Origin of the sequence: Pseudomonas sp. JAI111, from assembly GCF_024809425.1 — a bacterium.
Lineage (GTDB): Bacteria > Pseudomonadota > Gammaproteobacteria > Pseudomonadales > Pseudomonadaceae > Aquipseudomonas.
In genome coordinates this window covers 345,839-360,477 of the sequence record NZ_JANUCB010000002.1, presented here as the reverse complement: position 1 = coordinate 360,477, position 14,639 = coordinate 345,839, and the positions used below count along the sequence as shown (strand labels likewise).

The window sequence follows — 14,639 nt, the reverse complement described above, 5'->3', positions numbered from 1 at the left end:
AGATGTTGATTTGCCTAGGAGCGCGTTATGAAACTGCTGGTCGTTGAAGATGAAGCGCTGTTGCGCCATCACCTGCAAACCCGCCTGACGGACAGTGGCCATGTGGTCGAATCCGTGGCCAACGCCGAAGAGGCGCTCTACCAGACCGAGCAGTTCAACCATGACCTGGCGGTGATCGACCTCGGCCTGCCGGGCATGGGTGGGCTCGATTTGATTCGGCAGCTGCGTTCACGCGGCCATACCTTCCCGATCCTGATCCTCACTGCACGAGGCAACTGGCAGGACAAGGTCGAAGGCCTCGCCGCCGGTGCCGACGATTACGTGGTCAAGCCGTTCCAGTTCGAGGAGCTCGACGCACGCCTGAACGCCTTGCTGCGCCGCTCCAGCGGTTTTACGCAGTCGACCATCGTCGCCGGACCGCTGCTGCTGGACCTCAATCGCAAACAGGCCACCCTCGACGAACAACCGCTGGCCCTGACCGCGTACGAATACCGGATCCTGGAATACCTCATGCGTCATCATCAGCAAGTGGTGGCCAAGGATCGCCTGATGGAGCAACTCTACCCGGACGACGATGAGCGCGATCCGAACGTCATCGAAGTGCTGGTCGGCCGTCTGCGCCGCAAACTCGAAGGCCCGACCGGTTTCAAACCAATCGACACCGTGCGTGGCCTTGGCTACCTGTTCAATGAGCGCTGCACTTGATTCGATCCCTTCGTGTCCGTTTGATGCTCGCCGCCACTTTGCTGGCGGTGTTGTTCATGCTGGCGTTGCTGCCCGCGATGCAGGGCGCGTTCAGCCTCGCGTTACAGGATTCCATCGAGCAGCGCCTGGCGTCGGACGTGACCACGCTGATCTCCGCCGCGCGGATGGAAAACAACACCCTGCAAATGCCCGTGCAGTTGCCCGATGAACGCTTCAACCTGACCGACAGCCGCTTGCTCGGCTACATCTACGACCGTGAAGGGCATCTGGTGTGGCGTTCCAGAGCCACCCGCGAAGAAATGCTCAACTACAAACCGCGCTACGACGGACTCGGCAGCGAATTTGCGCGCATTCGCGAAGCCAATGGTCAGGAGTTCTTCGTCTACGACGTCGAAGTCAAACTGCTCGGCGGCAAAAACGCGGCATTCAGCTTCGTTGCCCTGCAACCGGTGCGCGAATACGAAGCGACCCTCGAAGGCTTGCGCGAAAATCTCTACCTGGGTTTCGGCGCCGCGTTGCTGGTGCTGCTCGCCTTGCTGTGGATCGGTTTGACCTGGGGTTTGCAGGCCTTGCGCCGGCTTAGTCAGGAACTCGACGAAATCGAAAACGGCGCGCGCGAAAGCCTCAGCGAACAACACCCACGCGAACTGCTGCGCCTGACCGGTTCCCTCAACCGTTTGCTACACAGCGAACGGGAACAGCGCAGCCGCTACCGCGACTCCCTCGACGACCTGGCCCACAGCCTGAAAACCCCGCTGACCGTGCTGCAAGGCGTCAGCGAAGACATGGCCAAACGCCCGCAAGACCGCGATCAGGCGCGGGTGCTGCAAAACCAGATCGAACGCATGAGCCAGCAGATCAGCTATCAACTGCAACGTGCCAGCCTGCGCAAAAGTGGTCTGGTGCGCCATCAGGTGCGCCTGCGCCCAGTGTTGAAAAGCCTGTGCGACACGCTGGACAAGGTCTACCGCGACAAACCCGTGCGCGTCGCTTTCGATCTGCCGGACCCGTGTTACGTGCCGATCGAGCAGGGAGCCTTGCTGGAAATGATGGGCAACCTGCTGGAAAACGCCTACCGCCTGTGCCTGGGCGAAGTGCGCATCAGCGTGCGCGAAACCCTGAGCGGCGTTGAGTTGTGCGTTGAAGACGACGGGCCGGGCGTACCACCGGATCAGCGGGCACGGATTCTCGAGCGCGGCGAGCGACTGGACCGACAACATCCGGGGCAGGGCATTGGCCTGGCGGTGGTCAAGGACATCATCGAGAGCTACAGCGCCAAGCTGACGCTGGGGGATTCGCCGATGGGCGGGGCGGCGTTCCGGATTCATTTTCCGGTGGTTTGACCCCCGTCACTGATCGTTCCCACGCTCTGCGTGGGAATGTAGCCCGGGACGCTCCGCGTCCCTTTCCAGAGCCGGAACGCGGAGCGTCCGTTGAGGCATTCCCACGCGGAGCGTGGGAACGATCATCAAGCGGTGCTTAAACCTCGATCGCTACCTCAACTCGGCTGGCCACGCCTGTGAATCCTTGGCGTCGGCGAGCGTGATGTTGAGTAATTTCGCGGGTTTGATCGAGGGTTCCCATCGCCACACGGTGTTGGGGATTCAGCAAGTCGTGATGCTCGGTGAGCTGGCGGTGAACCGGATGCTGGACAGGCTCGATCCGCAGAATGCGGCTGGCTAACTGATCGTTCCCACGCTCTGCGTGGGAATGCAGCCCGGGACGCTCCGCGTCCCTTTCCAGAGCTGGAACGCGGAGCGTCCCTTGAGGCATTCCCACGCAGAGCGTGGGAACGATCAGTGGGCCTTCAGTTCTCTTGCGCGCGGTACGCCCCTGGCGTCACCCCGGTCCATTTCTTGAACGCCCGGTGAAACGCCGAAGGTTCGGAAAACCCCAGCTGCTCGGCAATCTGTTGCAACGACAGGTCCGCACGCCCCAGATGATAAATCGCAATGTCCCTGCGCAACTGATCCTTCAATTCCTGAAAGCTTGATCCTTCTTCACGCAAGTGCCGGCGCAAGGTCTGCGGACTGATGTGCAGGTGTGCCGCCACGGCTTCGAGGTCCGGCCAGCGCGAACTGTCGCGGCTGAGCAAGCGGCGCAACTGGCTGCTCAGGCTGTCGCCGTCATCCGGGCGCGAGAGCAGGTCGGCGGGGGAGTGTTCGAGGAAGTGCTTGAGGGTGCGCTCGTCCTGTAACAACGGCATGTTCAAGTAACGACTGTGAAACAGCAGGCTGCTTTGCGCCGAGGAAAAAACCATGGGGCAGGGGAACAGCAAGTCGTATTCCGCGCCGTGCTCCGGCTTTGGATAACTGAAGGTCGCCTGTTCCAGCCGGATACGCTGACCGATCAGCCAGCTGCCGAGACGATGCCATACCATCAATTGGCTTTCGGTCAGGAAATGGTCCGGGTCCTGGAACTTCGAATCGTCGAGGCTCAGGCGGATCATTTCATCTTCGCGGGTCAGGGTCAGACGCGGACCGTCGGGGAATAGGCTATAAAACAATAAGCCGCGATGAAGTGCTTTTTCCAGATTGCGGCAGTGAATCACCGCATGGCACATCATCGCGAACGTGCCGGTTTTGCTGGGCACCGGCCCGAAGCCGAGGTATTCGTCGTCCAGTGCCAGCCACAAACCCTGGATCAAACGGGTGAACTGCTCAGGGGCAATACGCGCGCGCGGCTCATCCAGCAACTCGGGGCTGATGCCCAGTTGTTGCAACAGATTGGAACAGTCATATCCGAGGCGTTGCGCGCCACCGAGGGCGGCTCGGGCGAAATGACTGGCGATGGTGCGTTCGCGCATAGGAGGCAGGTCCGTCCATTGAACGGCGGATGGTAGCCGCGGTGCGCGGCGATGAACAAGGCGGATATCCGCCAAATTGCAGGATGAGGTCTGGTTGATGGGCGGAAACCCGCCACATTGTTCTCGCCGATGGGTGGTATGAAAAAGCTGTAACCCCTGATGTCAAAAGGCTTGCGGGGATTTTGCAGAAGGTGGCACGGGCCTTGCGATACAACCGGCAGATGCTTGCCGATGCGCAGCTCGACAAAACAAATCCCTCCAGTGCAGGAGGGTTCGCAATTGAAGTGTTCAGGGCAACAGATGGATGTTGTCACCGGGCACTCTTGAGGAACTTTGCAATGACGACTCGTCAGCCACTGTACAAATCCCTGTATTTCCAGGTGATCGTTGCCATCGCCATCGGCATCCTGGTCGGTCACTTTTACCCACAGACCGGTGTGGCCCTCAAGCCGCTGGGTGACGGGTTCATCAAACTGATCAAAATGATCATCGCCCCGATCATCTTCTGCACCGTTGTCAGCGGTATCGCGGGCATGCAGAGCATGAAGTCGGTCGGCAAGACCGGCGGTTACGCGCTGCTGTACTTCGAAATCGTGTCGACCATTGCATTGCTGGTCGGTCTGGTTGTAGTCAACATCGTGCAGCCGGGCGCCGGCATGCACATCGACGTGACCACGCTGGATGCCTCCAAAGTCGCTCAATACGTGGCGGCCGGTGCTGATCAAAGCGTCGTTGGCTTCCTGCTGAACGTGATCCCGAACACCATCTTCGGCGCATTCGCCACCGGCGATATCCTGCAAGTGCTGATGTTCTCGGTGATCTTCGGTTTCGCCCTGCATCGCTTGGGTGCCTACGGCAAGCCGATCCTGGACTTCATCGATCGCTTCGCCCACGTCATGTTCAACATCATCAACATGATCATGAAGCTCGCGCCACTCGGTGCCTTGGGCGCCATGGCGTTCACCATCGGTGCCTACGGCGTGGGTTCGCTGGTGCAACTGGGTCAACTGATGGCCTGCTTCTACATCACTTGCATCGTGTTCGTACTGGTCGTGCTGGGCGGTATCGCTCGCGCTCACGGTTTCAGCGTACTGAAAGTGATTCGCTACATCCGTGAAGAACTGCTGATCGTGCTGGGTACCTCTTCTTCGGAATCGGTACTGCCACGCATGCTGATCAAGATGGAACGCCTGGGCGCGCAGAAATCCGTGGTGGGTCTGGTGATCCCGACCGGTTACTCGTTCAACCTCGACGGTACTGCGATCTACCTGACCATGGCGGCGGTGTTCATTGCTCAGGCAACCGACACCCACATGGACATCACGCACCAGATCACCCTGTTGGTGGTGTTGCTGCTGTCCTCCAAAGGCGCTGCCGGCGTGACCGGTTCGGGCTTCATCGTATTGGCCGCTACCTTGTCCGCCGTTGGCCACCTGCCGGTTGCCGGTCTGGCGCTGATTCTGGGTATCGACCGCTTCATGTCCGAAGCTCGCGCACTGACCAACCTGGTAGGTAACGCTGTTGCTACCCTGGTTGTGGCCAAGTGGGTCAAGGAACTGGACGTTGACGTGATGCACGCAGAACTGGCTTCTGGCGGTCGCGGTATCTCCGACGAACGTGTTGAAGACGACCTGGGCGTAGCCGAAGGCGCTACCCCAAGCAACGTCAAGTAAGACTTGCTGCAATGAAGAAACCCGCTTCGGCGGGTTTTTTCATGCCCGGGATTTGAGCATAACGGTCACAGCCGCTGACACTTCAGGTGATTGCTGCAATGCCATTGCCTGCCTAGGCTTGAAGCATCGCTCACGGAGATTGCTCATGCTCGGTCCACTGGCATCACTCAAGGTTATGGATTTCTCGACACTGCTGCCGGGGCCGTTTGCCTCGTTATTGCTGGCGGACATGGGCGCCGAGGTATTGCGCATCGAATCGCCGACCCGCATGGACCTGCTACGGGTATTGCCGCCGCACGATCAAGGCGTGTCCGCCAGCCACGCCTACCTCAATCGCAACAAGCGCAGCCTGGCGCTGGACCTCAAGCAACCCGAGGCGCTGGAGGTGATCAAGCAGTTGCTGGCGGACTACGACATCGTGCTGGAGCAATTCCGTCCCGGCGTGATGGAACGGCTGGGGCTGGGGTATGAAGCGTTGAAGGCGATCAATCCGAGGCTGATCTACGTGTCGATCACTGGCTACGGGCAGACAGGCCCCTACAAGGATCGCGCCGGCCATGACATCAATTATCTGGCGTTGGCAGGGTTGGCGAGCTACACCGGTCGCGCCGACAGTGGGCCGTTGCCGCTGGGCATGCAGGTGGCGGACGTCGCTGGCGGCTCGCTGCATGGGGTCATCGGCCTGCTGGCGGCAGTGATCGCTCGGCAACAATCCGGGGTGGGGCAGCACCTGGACGTGAGCATGACCGACTGCGCCTTCAGCCTGAACGCCATGACGGGTGCCGGTTACCTGGCCTGCGGCGTGGAGCCGGGCAGGGAAGATCAAATGCTCAATGGCGGCAGCTTCTACGACTATTACCGCTCGCGGGACGGGCGCTGGTTGTCGGTGGGCAGTCTGGAGCCGGGTTTCATGAAGCAATTGTGTACCGCGCTGGGCCTGGAAGAACTGTCGGTGCTGGGCTTGTCGCCTCAGCCAGCCCAGCAAAAGAAGCTCAAGGAAGCGCTGAAAACTGAATTCGAGAAGCACGACTTTACCGAGCTGTGCTCCCTGTTTGCCGAACTCGATGCGTGTGTCGAACCGGTATTGAGCCTGAGTGAGGCGGTGCGGCATCCGCAGCTCAAGGCGCGCGAGCTGGTGACGGAGGTGCCGCGTGGGGATGGTTCGACCCAGCCACAGATGGCTTGTCCGTTGAAGTTTTCAGATGGATTGCCAGAACCCCGGCATGTTGGCGCGTCGCTGGGGCAGCATACGGATCAGGTGCTGGGGGAGTTGGGGTTTAGTGCTGAGCGGATTGAAGCATTGCGAGCTGCGAAAGTCGTAAGTTGATCGTTCCCATGCTCCGCGTGGGAATGCATCCCGTGACGCTCCGCGTCACAGTGGACGCAGAGCGTCCATGGCGGCATTCCCACGCAGGAGCGTGGGAACGATCATCAAATACGACTATTCGACCCGCATCTCCCCGCTAAACACCAATGTACTGCGGCATCTGCGGCACAAATACCGCCGTCCTTGCCGCACCAGGCTATGGCGCTGGGCGGAAAACGGAAAGTCGCTGTCGGCGCACGGGCATTTGTAGATATAGCGCGTCACGCTTCGGCGTTTGACGTCGTAGGTGTGGCAGCGGTTGGGCGGTAATTCATACACGCCGCGCATGATCAATTGCCACTCTTCGCCGTGCGGCTGGATGCGGTCGCCGAACAGTTGATGGGCGATCAGGTGTGCGACTTCATGGGCCACGGTCTGCTTGAGGAAGTCTTCGGTGTTTTCCCGGTACAGCTGAGGATTGAAGCGCAGCAGGTTCTCGTGCAAATGCGCGACACCGGCTTTTTGACCGCGCAGCTTGAGGCTCACCACGGGGCGTTTGAAAGAGCGTTTGAAAAAGGATTCGGCGAGTTGGTAACAGTCTTCGACGCGGGTATTGAGTTGCTCGGGCATGCTTGATGGATCTCCAGAGACGTCGAGTATGCCGCAACGCCGGGGCCTTGCGAATCGTCGATGTGCCGAGTGGTCGTCACCTTCTTTGTGCTTGGTCATTAGAAGGCCGCCTTGCGGCGGCCTGTATTGGCAGATCTGGTTATTAGTGGGTGAGTTGCTAATTGGTATAGACCGGCCCCACGCCGAGTCCCCAGACAATAACGGTAAACGCCATGATGGCCACCAGCACCACCAGGCCTACGGCTAGCACTGAACTGGAAAACAGGAATCCCTCGTCCGATGGAATGTTCATGAAGGTTGGTAAGCCCACATACAACAGGTAAACGGTATAGCAGATGGCCGCCGTCCCGACGATCATCCCCAGCCACATATGTGGATACAGCGCCGCCAGACCGCCAATGAACAGCGGTGTCGCGGTATAGGTTGCAAACGCAACACAACGGGCCAGACTCGGATTGGCGTCATACGTGCGGGCCATCCAGTGGATGAATGCGCCCATCACCGCGACACCGCCGAGCATCGCCAGGTACGACATGATCGTCATCCATAGCGCGCTTTCATGGGTCAGCATCACCGGTGCCCGGCTGCCAATGACCCAGCCGACCTGAGTGGTGCCGATAAATGCCGACACGGCAGGGATCGCTGCCAGAATCAGCGTGTGAGTCAGGTACATGTGGCTGATGCTTTCCTCTTGGTCGCCACGGATTTGTTTCCATTCCTGGTCGGGGTGGGTGAAGAGCCCCACTACGTGATGGATCATGCCAGTCACTCCTCTTGTTTTTACCGTCGCCCCCCAGTGGAGCGCTTACAGGCCAAAGTGGCCAAGTAAGTAATAGGTCTGGATATGTCAGCGACCTTATGTCGCAGTATAGAAAGGTCTTTACGGCGCAGGTGCAGGGGCGTTAGAGCAAATCGCGCTGTAAACAGACCTGTTAATCGCTGCGGGGTCTGTCACCACAATCCCTGTGGGACGGGCTTGCTTGCGAAAGCGGAGTGTCAGGCAATATGGTTTCGACTGACACTCCGTCTTCGCGAGCAAGCCCGCTCCCACAGTGGACGGTGGGCCCTTCGCCCACGGAGCGTTTTTGCGTAAAATGCCGGCCTTTCGTCACACTCACGGATTCGCGTCATGGGCACACTCACGGTCAACCAGAACAAACTGCAAAAGCGCCTGCGCCGTCAGGCCGGTGAAGCTGTTGCCGATTTCAACATGATTGAAGACGGCGACAAGGTCATGGTCTGCCTGTCCGGGGGCAAGGACAGCTACACCATGCTCGACGTGCTGCTGCATTTGCAGAAGGTCGCGCCGATCAAGTTTGAAATCGTGGCCGTGAACATGGACCAGAAACAGCCAGGCTTCCCCGAAGAAGTGCTGCCGGCGTACCTGAAAACCCTGGGCATCGAGTACCACATCGTCGAGAAAGACACCTATTCGGTGGTCAAGGAGCTGATCCCGGAAGGCAAGACCACCTGCTCGTTGTGCTCACGCCTGCGTCGCGGCACGCTCTACACCTTCGCCGACGAAATCGGTGCGACCAAAATGGCCCTGGGGCACCACCGCGACGACATCGTCGAGACGTTCTTCCTCAATATGTTCTTCAACGGCTCGCTCAAGGCCATGCCACCCAAGTTGCGCGCCGACGATGGCCGCAACGTGGTGATCCGTCCGCTGGCCTACTGCAACGAAAAAGACATCCAGGCGTACTCGGACTTAAAGCAATTCCCTATCATCCCGTGCAACCTCTGCGGTTCTCAGGAAAACCTGCAGCGCCAAGTGGTCAAGGAGATGTTGCAGGAGTGGGAGCGCAAGACCCCGGGACGCACCGAAAGCATCTTCCGCAGCTTGCAAAACGTCATCCCGTCGCAACTGGCGGACCGCAACCTGTTCGACTTCACCAACCTGCGTATCGACGAAACCGCCGCGTCGCGGTTCGTCAATGTCGTGAACCTCTAAACACAATCACTGTGGGAGCCAGCCTGCTGGCGATGGCGGTGGGTCAGACACATCGTTGTTGACTGACCCACCGCCATCGCCAGCAGGCTGGCTCCCACATGGGTCTATTTCACTTATTCATCTGGAGAGGGCATGCGCGATTACAAGTGGCTGCACGAATACTGTCTGAACCGCTTCGGTTCGGCAGCTGAACTGGAAGCCCATCTGCCCGTTCCCAAGACCCCGGCGCAATTGCGCAAGATCAGCGATGATCGCTACCTTTCGACCATGGCGCTACGCGTGTTCCGCGCCGGCCTCAAGCACAGCCTGGTGGATGCCAAGTGGCCGGCCTTTGAAGAAGTGTTTTTCAAGTTCGACCCGGAAAAAGTCGTGCTGATGAGCGCCGAGCACCTGGAGCGCCTGATGCAGGACGCGCGGATCATCCGTCACTTGGGCAAGCTCAAGAGCGTGCCGCGCAATGCGCAGTTCATTCTGGATGTGGCCCATGAAAAGGGCAGCTTTGGCGAATTGATCGCCGACTGGCCGGTGACCGACATCGTCGGCTTGTGGACCTTTCTGAAAAAACGCGGGCATCAATTGGGCGGGCTGTCGGCGCCGCGCTTCTTGCGCATGGTCGGCAAGGACACGTTTGTACCGAGCTACGACGTGGTCGCAGCGTTGAACGCGCAGAAGATCGTCGACAAGGTGCCGACCAGTCTGCGCGATCAGGCGTTGGTGCAGGATGTGTTCAACCAGTGGCATGAACAGAGCGGCGGTCGGGCGATGAGCCAGATTTCGATGATGCTCGCGTACACCGTCAATCATTAAGACCGAGTCGCGGCAATCGCCAGCAGGCTGGCTCCCACATTGGATCTGTGGCGTACACAGGTTCCCTGTGGGAGCCAGCCTGCTGGCGATTGCAATCTGTCAGGCAGCGGAAGTCTCGCCTTCGCCGGCGAGCTTGCGATTCAACTGAAACCGCCACCGCACATACAGCAACGCCGAGCAAAACACCGCCAGGCTTGCGCCCATCTCCAGCAAACCGAACAGCTGCCGGTTCGGGTCATACGCGGCCAACGCGCCCTTGATGAAATACAGGTTCACCACAAAACACATCCACGAATGCCCGCGTGCGCTGCCGACTATCATCCCCGGCGCCAATAACAGCAGGGGCACCAGCTCGATCAGCAGAATCACCCACGGCCGCGCGCCATGCAGGTCGGCGACCAGCAGGTAGTAGACGCACAACAACCCCACCAGTCCGAAAAAGCACAACAGGCTGACAACCCGCATCGCTCGGACTCGAGGTTCGAGCCATTCGATGGCGGGCAGAATCTTCGGCTTCTTCGCCATGTCAGCCCTCCAGCTTCAGTGCAGTCTTCGCCAGCCGCAGGCCCAGCGCCCGGCACAGCGCGACTTCATGCTGATTCAATCCCTGTTTGCCATCGGCCCCGGCGTGATGGCTGGCGCCGTAAGGCGTGCCGCCGCCCCGGGTTTCCAGCAGGGCCGATTCGCTGTAGGGCAGGCCGGTGATCAGCATGCCGTGGTGCAATAACGGCAGCATCATCGACAGCAGTGTGGTTTCCTGGCCGCCGTGCAGGCTTGCGGTCGAGGTGAAGACGCCAGCCGGTTTGCCCACCAGGGCGCCGGTCAGCCACAGGTTGCTGGTGCCATCGAGAAAGTACTTGAGCGGCGCCGCCATGTTGCCGAAACGGGTTGGGCTACCCAGGGCCAGGCCTGCGCAGTTTTTCAAATCGTCGAGGCTGGCGTACAGCGCGCCTTCGTCGGGAATGTCCGGCGACACGGCTTCGCATTCGGTGGAGATCGCCGGCACGGTGCGCAACCGCGCTTCCATTCCGGCCTGTTCGACACCACGGGCAATCTGCCGCGCCATTTCATTGGTCGAGCCGCTACGGCTGTAATACAGAACCAGAATGTACGGTGCGCTCACGGCAGCAACTCCAGCACATTTTCCGGCGGACGGCCGATGATGGCTTTATCGCCGACTTCCAGAATCGGTCGCTCCATGAGTTTCGGGTGGGCGGCGATGGCGGCGATCAATTGCGCCTCGCTCAGGCTGGCGTCGGCCAGGTTGAGGGTTTTGTACTCCTCCTCACCAGTGCGCAGCAGTTGCCGGGCGCTGATGCCGAGCTTGGTCAGCAGACTCTGGATTTGCGCGGCGTCCAGCGGCGTTTCCAGGTAACGGACCACGGTCGGGGCCAGGCCACGGGCTTCGAGCAGTTCGAGCGCACCGCGGGATTTCGAGCAGCGCGGATTGTGATAAAGCGTCAGATCGGTCATGTGCGGGTCGCATCTTGCGTAAGGTGGCGGCTATTCTAACTGGGCAGCGCGTAATCCAGAACCTTGCGAGGCGATGGGTCGCAGGCGCATTCAATTTTGAACAAGGAACACGACATGACAAGGCGACTGGCAGCGGCATTGGCAATCATTGGCGCGTTGATGCTGGGGGGCTGCGGCAACGACTATGGCATCGACCAGAACGGTCACAAAGTCGCCGCCGAACGCCTGGACAAGCAATGGGTGGTGCTCAACTACTGGGCCGAATGGTGTGGCCCGTGCCGGACGGAGATTCCGGAGTTGAATGTGCTGGCCGAGCAGTTGAAAGACAAAAAGATCGGTGTGTTCGGGGTCAATTTCGACAATGTGCAGGGTGAAGAGCTGAAAAGCGCCAGTGAAAAACTGGGGATCAAGTTCACGGTGCTGGCGTCGGACCCGGCCGATCTTTTTGAATTGCCACGCAGCGAGGCGCTGCCGGTGACGTACATCATCGATAACCGGGGCAAGGTGCGTGAACAACTGATGGGCGAGCAGACAGCGGCGGGGGTAATGGCCAAGCTAGAGGCGTTGCAGGCGAAGAACTGAAAGCAAAGGATGATGATCGTTCCCACGCTCTGCGTGGGAATGCCGCCCGGGACGCTCCGCGTCCCTTCGCAAATCGTGACGCAGAGCGTCACAGGATGCATTCCCACGCAGAGCGTGGGAACGATTAGCACGCCTCGACGTGGGAACGCTCAGCAGGATCAGTCAGAGGCTCAACCCTCTTCCAGCCACCAGCGCAACGGCTTGCCCTCGGCCGGCCAGAAACGCATCTGCTCGATCGGCGATACGTCCCAGCGCTGCACCCCTTCCAGCGCCTGCAAGAAGCGCTGTTCCTGCTCCATGACTGCCGGCGCACACAGCTTGCGGGTGCTGCCGATCTTGCCGAAGCTCAGCTTATCGCCATCTATCGTGTACGGCGCGAACCAATGGTTGCAGCCGCCGTTACCGTAGGCCCGACCGTCATCACCCAGGGTGATGGTCAGGTGGCTGTAATCCATCAGCGGACGTTCGCCGATCCATTCCAGAATGTAGCTGCGATTTTGTTCAAGTTGTACCGGCTCGGCAGCGCAGCCCATCAGGCTGGCACCAACGATTGCGGGTAGAGCAAGGCGTTTCATTACGCGGGCTCCTGGCATTTCGGGCACAGGTGCTTCTCGCCAACGGTGGTCCAGCCCAGCTCGGCAATCCGCGCGGTGGCCGCCGGTTTTTCAGCCTTGTTGCCCAGCTTGGCGTCGACCGCGAACTCGAAACTCAGCTCTTTGGCGCAGCTGTCGCAATTGACTTTCCAAGTGTGGATCGCCAATTCGCCAAACACCGGACCACTGGCCACTGCGACCCATTGGCCTGGCGGATTGATCAAGTGGCGAACCGTTTCAACGGTCAGGCGCATGGACAAGTCCTTGGCACCTTTGAGGGTCACGACCAGCACGTCATTATTACGAATCGAGCCGCCGTTGCCGGTGACTTGATAGCGCCCCGGCACGAGGGCGCGGCATTCGGTGAGGGTGTGTTGCGGGTTCATCAGGCTGTAGCGGAAATCGTGTTCGACCATGGGTCCTCCAAATATGCGCGGTATGCTATCACGGGCCTGCACGCAGCATGGCGCGGGCAGATGACCTTCGATCAGGTTCAAATTACCCACCGACTCATGGCAAACTGCCGCTTTTGCATCTCTAAGGAACGGACATGGCGTTAATCGAATGTTATGAGTGCAAGCAGAGCATCAGCTCCACGGCGCCTGCTTGCATTCATTGCGGTGCCCCGGCGGGAACGGTGCAAGCGACCACGTCGACGCCAGCGCCTGCAGCAGCACCGCTTTCTTTCGGGCGTTTGCCGGCGGATGAGAAAGTGGCGAGGGTGACCCCGGCTGCATTTGGACGCAAACGCAAAACCCAGGGCCCGGCCGAGGTTCAGGCCGCGACACCAACACCTGTTCTCAACGGGCCGCGTCCGGTGGAGCTCTGGCTGAAACTGATGATTTTCTTCATGCCGCCGTTTTTTGTCTGGTTCCTGCTGCGTCGCGGGCATTCAGTGGGGCAGCGTTTGCTGGGCTTCGGCTGGCTGGGGCTGATGATCCTGTTGTCCAAGGCCTGATAGCAATCAACCCTCGACCCTATTCTGCGGCGTCCCGGCGGCCCAGGCTGCGATGTTCTGCAAGGTCGTCGCGGCAATCGCCGCCAAGGCTTCGCGGGTCAGGAAGGCCTGGTGCGCGGTGATGATCACGTTCGGAAAGGTCAGCAACCGCGCCAGCACATCGTCCTGCAACGGCAAGTCGGAACGATCCTCGAAGAACAGCTGCGCTTCTTCTTCATACACATCCAGCCCCAGATAACCCAGTTGACCGTCCTTCAGCGCATCGATCAGCGCTGGCGTATCGACCAGGCCACCACGCCCGGTGTTGATCAACATGGCGCCGGGCTGCATGTGTGCCAGTGATTCGCTGTTGATCAAGTGTTTGCTCTGCTCATTCAGCGGGCAGTGCAGGCTGATGATCTGCGACTCGGCCAACAGTTGCGGCAAACTGAGGTAGCGGGCGCCAAGGGCCTCGACCTGGGGATTCGGATAGGGATCGTAGGCCAGCAACTGACAGCCGAAGCCGTTCATGATTTTGGCGAAGGTCGCGCCGATCTGCCCGGTGCCGACCACGCCGACGGTCTTGCCCACCAAATCGAACCCCGTCAGCCCGTGCAGGCTGAAATCACCTTCGCGAGTGCGGTTGTAGGCGCGGTGCAAGCGGCGATTGAGCGCCAGGATCAGCGCCACCGCGTGCTCGGCCACGGCATGCGGCGAATAGGCCGGGACCCGCACAACCGAAAGTCCCAAGCGCTTTGCCGCTGCCAGATCAACGTGGTTATAACCGGCCGAGCGCAGGGCGATCAGCCGTGTGCCGCCCGCCGCCAAACGTTCGAGCACCGGGGCGCTGAGGTCATCATTGATAAAGGCGCAGACCACCTCGTGAGCATCGGCCAGCGCCACCGTGTCGAGGCTCAGCCGTGCGGACTGAAACTGCAGTTCAATACCGGCGGGTAGATCGCAGCTCAAAAAGCTGTCGCGGTCGTAGGTCTGGCTGCTGAATAGAATCGTGCGCATACGGTCCTCCTGGATAACTCGATCACGCTTTATTAGGAGCTGTCGTGCCTTGGCGAGGCTGCGATCTCAGCAAAAAGCAAAGCAAGATCAAAAGATCGCAGCCTCGTTTCACTCGACAGCTCCTACAGGGGGGAGTCTAGCGATTATGGCTTCAGC

The 14,639-nt window shown here is 59.9% G+C and carries 17 protein-coding genes and 1 pseudogene; 9 read left to right on the top strand and 9 right to left on the bottom strand.

All coding sequences use genetic code 11. The features are described 5' to 3' along the window. Positions 1 to 27: 27 nt before the first annotated feature. The 3 genes and pseudogenes from HNR03_RS09300 to HNR03_RS09290 all read left to right on the top strand — a co-directional run. Positions 28 to 705, top strand: coding sequence for a response regulator (locus tag HNR03_RS09300; RefSeq protein ID WP_259152926.1), 678 nt, complete (start codon positions 28 to 30; stop codon positions 703 to 705). Beyond that, complete coding sequence (locus tag HNR03_RS09295) at positions 702 to 2,048, top strand: ATP-binding protein (RefSeq protein WP_259152919.1); 1,347 nt, start codon at positions 702 to 704, stop codon at positions 2,046 to 2,048. Before HNR03_RS09300 ends, HNR03_RS09295 begins: the two co-directional genes overlap by 4 nt. A gap of 169 nt (positions 2,049 to 2,217) precedes the next feature. Beyond that, positions 2,218 to 2,388, top strand: a pseudogene (locus HNR03_RS09290) (DUF6124 family protein); the annotation flags it as partial. 124 nt (positions 2,389 to 2,512) lie between these two features. On the opposite strand, the gene HNR03_RS09285 reads toward HNR03_RS09290, so the two are convergent. Beyond that, positions 2,513 to 3,511: an AraC family transcriptional regulator gene (locus HNR03_RS09285; protein ID WP_259152918.1), complete on the bottom strand. Its 999-nt coding sequence runs from the start codon at positions 3,509 to 3,511 to the stop codon at positions 2,513 to 2,515. Positions 3,512 to 3,849: 338 nt separating this feature from the next. On the opposite strand from HNR03_RS09285, the gene HNR03_RS09280 reads away from it, so the two are divergent. Next, positions 3,850 to 5,184 (top strand): dicarboxylate/amino acid:cation symporter, encoded by a 1,335-nt coding sequence (locus HNR03_RS09280; RefSeq protein WP_259152917.1) that lies wholly within the window; start codon positions 3,850 to 3,852, stop codon positions 5,182 to 5,184. Positions 5,185 to 5,329: 145 nt separating this feature from the next. Beyond that, complete coding sequence (locus HNR03_RS09275; RefSeq protein ID WP_259152916.1) at positions 5,330 to 6,511, top strand: CaiB/BaiF CoA-transferase family protein; 1,182 nt, start codon at positions 5,330 to 5,332, stop codon at positions 6,509 to 6,511. A 114-nt stretch (positions 6,512 to 6,625) separates the two neighbouring features. On the opposite strand, the gene HNR03_RS09270 is transcribed toward HNR03_RS09275, so the two are convergent. Both HNR03_RS09270 and HNR03_RS09265 read right to left on the bottom strand, forming a co-directional pair. Continuing rightward, complete coding sequence (locus HNR03_RS09270) at positions 6,626 to 7,120, bottom strand: SprT family zinc-dependent metalloprotease (protein WP_222588045.1); 495 nt, start codon at positions 7,118 to 7,120, stop codon at positions 6,626 to 6,628. Positions 7,121 to 7,277: 157 nt separating this feature from the next. Then, the gene (locus HNR03_RS09265; RefSeq protein ID WP_090186965.1) at positions 7,278 to 7,880 is read right to left on the bottom strand and encodes a Yip1 family protein; all 603 of its coding nucleotides are present in this window, start codon (positions 7,878 to 7,880) and stop codon (positions 7,278 to 7,280) included. 369 nt (positions 7,881 to 8,249) lie between these two features. On the opposite strand from HNR03_RS09265, the gene ttcA reads away from it, so the two are divergent. Continuing rightward, positions 8,250 to 9,074, top strand: coding sequence for a tRNA 2-thiocytidine(32) synthetase TtcA (ttcA, locus tag HNR03_RS09260; protein WP_090186962.1), 825 nt, complete (start codon positions 8,250 to 8,252; stop codon positions 9,072 to 9,074). Positions 9,075 to 9,206: 132 nt separating this feature from the next. Beyond that, complete coding sequence (locus HNR03_RS09255; RefSeq protein WP_222588044.1) at positions 9,207 to 9,881, top strand: DNA-3-methyladenine glycosylase I; 675 nt, start codon at positions 9,207 to 9,209, stop codon at positions 9,879 to 9,881. A 99-nt stretch (positions 9,882 to 9,980) separates the two neighbouring features. Here the strand turns inward: HNR03_RS09255 and HNR03_RS09250 are convergent, their stop codons facing one another. From HNR03_RS09250 to arsC, 3 genes are read right to left on the bottom strand one after another with little or no spacing between them, the layout of a single operon-like run. After that, on the bottom strand, positions 9,981 to 10,406 hold the full coding sequence (locus HNR03_RS09250; RefSeq protein WP_222588043.1) for a DUF2069 domain-containing protein: 426 nt from the start codon (positions 10,404 to 10,406) through the stop codon (positions 9,981 to 9,983). 1 nt (position 10,407) lies between these two features. Next, positions 10,408 to 11,004 (bottom strand): NAD(P)H:quinone oxidoreductase, encoded by a 597-nt coding sequence (wrbA, locus tag HNR03_RS09245; protein WP_090186954.1) that lies wholly within the window; start codon positions 11,002 to 11,004, stop codon positions 10,408 to 10,410. Next, positions 11,001 to 11,354, bottom strand: a complete 354-nt coding sequence (gene arsC, locus HNR03_RS09240; protein ID WP_090186951.1) for an arsenate reductase (glutaredoxin) — start codon at positions 11,352 to 11,354, stop codon at positions 11,001 to 11,003. The genes wrbA and arsC overlap by 4 nt, the downstream gene beginning before the upstream one ends. 114 nt (positions 11,355 to 11,468) lie before the next feature. On the opposite strand from arsC, the gene HNR03_RS09235 reads away from it, so the two are divergent. Next, on the top strand, positions 11,469 to 11,936 hold the full coding sequence (locus HNR03_RS09235; protein WP_259152908.1) for a TlpA disulfide reductase family protein: 468 nt from the start codon (positions 11,469 to 11,471) through the stop codon (positions 11,934 to 11,936). Between the two features lie 170 nt (positions 11,937 to 12,106). Here the strand turns inward: HNR03_RS09235 and HNR03_RS09230 are convergent, their stop codons facing one another. Both HNR03_RS09230 and HNR03_RS09225 read right to left on the bottom strand, forming a co-directional pair. Next, positions 12,107 to 12,511, bottom strand: coding sequence for an META domain-containing protein (locus HNR03_RS09230; protein ID WP_222588041.1), 405 nt, complete (start codon positions 12,509 to 12,511; stop codon positions 12,107 to 12,109). Further along, complete coding sequence (locus tag HNR03_RS09225; RefSeq protein WP_033056853.1) at positions 12,511 to 12,945, bottom strand: hypothetical protein; 435 nt, start codon at positions 12,943 to 12,945, stop codon at positions 12,511 to 12,513. The genes HNR03_RS09230 and HNR03_RS09225 overlap by 1 nt, the downstream gene beginning before the upstream one ends. Before the next feature lie 134 nt (positions 12,946 to 13,079). Between HNR03_RS09225 and HNR03_RS09220 the strand changes: the two genes are divergently transcribed. Next, complete coding sequence (locus HNR03_RS09220) at positions 13,080 to 13,487, top strand: hypothetical protein (protein WP_222588040.1); 408 nt, start codon at positions 13,080 to 13,082, stop codon at positions 13,485 to 13,487. A 6-nt stretch (positions 13,488 to 13,493) separates the two neighbouring features. Here the strand turns inward: HNR03_RS09220 and HNR03_RS09215 are convergent, their stop codons facing one another. After that, complete coding sequence (locus tag HNR03_RS09215) at positions 13,494 to 14,483, bottom strand: 2-hydroxyacid dehydrogenase (protein WP_259152905.1); 990 nt, start codon at positions 14,481 to 14,483, stop codon at positions 13,494 to 13,496. Between the last annotated feature and the right edge of the window lie 156 nt (positions 14,484 to 14,639).

What these genes read in the sequence shown, in the direction of transcription:
- HNR03_RS09270 (WP_222588045.1), bottom strand. Translation starts at nt 7,120, where the DNA reads ATGCCCGAGCAACTCAATACCCGCGTCGAAGACTGTTACCAACTCGCC.
- ttcA (WP_090186962.1), top strand. Translation starts at nt 8,250, where the DNA reads ATGGGCACACTCACGGTCAACCAGAACAAACTGCAAAAGCGCCTGCGC.
- HNR03_RS09235 (WP_259152908.1), top strand. Translation starts at nt 11,469, where the DNA reads ATGACAAGGCGACTGGCAGCGGCATTGGCAATCATTGGCGCGTTGATG.
- HNR03_RS09275 (WP_259152916.1), top strand. Translation starts at nt 5,330, where the DNA reads ATGCTCGGTCCACTGGCATCACTCAAGGTTATGGATTTCTCGACACTG.
- HNR03_RS09300 (WP_259152926.1), top strand. Translation starts at nt 28, where the DNA reads ATGAAACTGCTGGTCGTTGAAGATGAAGCGCTGTTGCGCCATCACCTG.
- HNR03_RS09285 (WP_259152918.1), bottom strand. Translation starts at nt 3,511, where the DNA reads ATGCGCGAACGCACCATCGCCAGTCATTTCGCCCGAGCCGCCCTCGGT.
- HNR03_RS09255 (WP_222588044.1), top strand. Translation starts at nt 9,207, where the DNA reads ATGCGCGATTACAAGTGGCTGCACGAATACTGTCTGAACCGCTTCGGT.
- arsC (WP_090186951.1), bottom strand. Translation starts at nt 11,354, where the DNA reads ATGACCGATCTGACGCTTTATCACAATCCGCGCTGCTCGAAATCCCGC.
- HNR03_RS09250 (WP_222588043.1), bottom strand. Translation starts at nt 10,406, where the DNA reads ATGGCGAAGAAGCCGAAGATTCTGCCCGCCATCGAATGGCTCGAACCT.
- HNR03_RS09225 (WP_033056853.1), bottom strand. Translation starts at nt 12,945, where the DNA reads ATGGTCGAACACGATTTCCGCTACAGCCTGATGAACCCGCAACACACC.
- HNR03_RS09280 (WP_259152917.1), top strand. Translation starts at nt 3,850, where the DNA reads ATGACGACTCGTCAGCCACTGTACAAATCCCTGTATTTCCAGGTGATC.
- HNR03_RS09265 (WP_090186965.1), bottom strand. Translation starts at nt 7,880, where the DNA reads ATGATCCATCACGTAGTGGGGCTCTTCACCCACCCCGACCAGGAATGG.
- HNR03_RS09215 (WP_259152905.1), bottom strand. Translation starts at nt 14,483, where the DNA reads ATGCGCACGATTCTATTCAGCAGCCAGACCTACGACCGCGACAGCTTT.
- HNR03_RS09230 (WP_222588041.1), bottom strand. Translation starts at nt 12,511, where the DNA reads ATGAAACGCCTTGCTCTACCCGCAATCGTTGGTGCCAGCCTGATGGGC.
- HNR03_RS09220 (WP_222588040.1), top strand. Translation starts at nt 13,080, where the DNA reads ATGGCGTTAATCGAATGTTATGAGTGCAAGCAGAGCATCAGCTCCACG.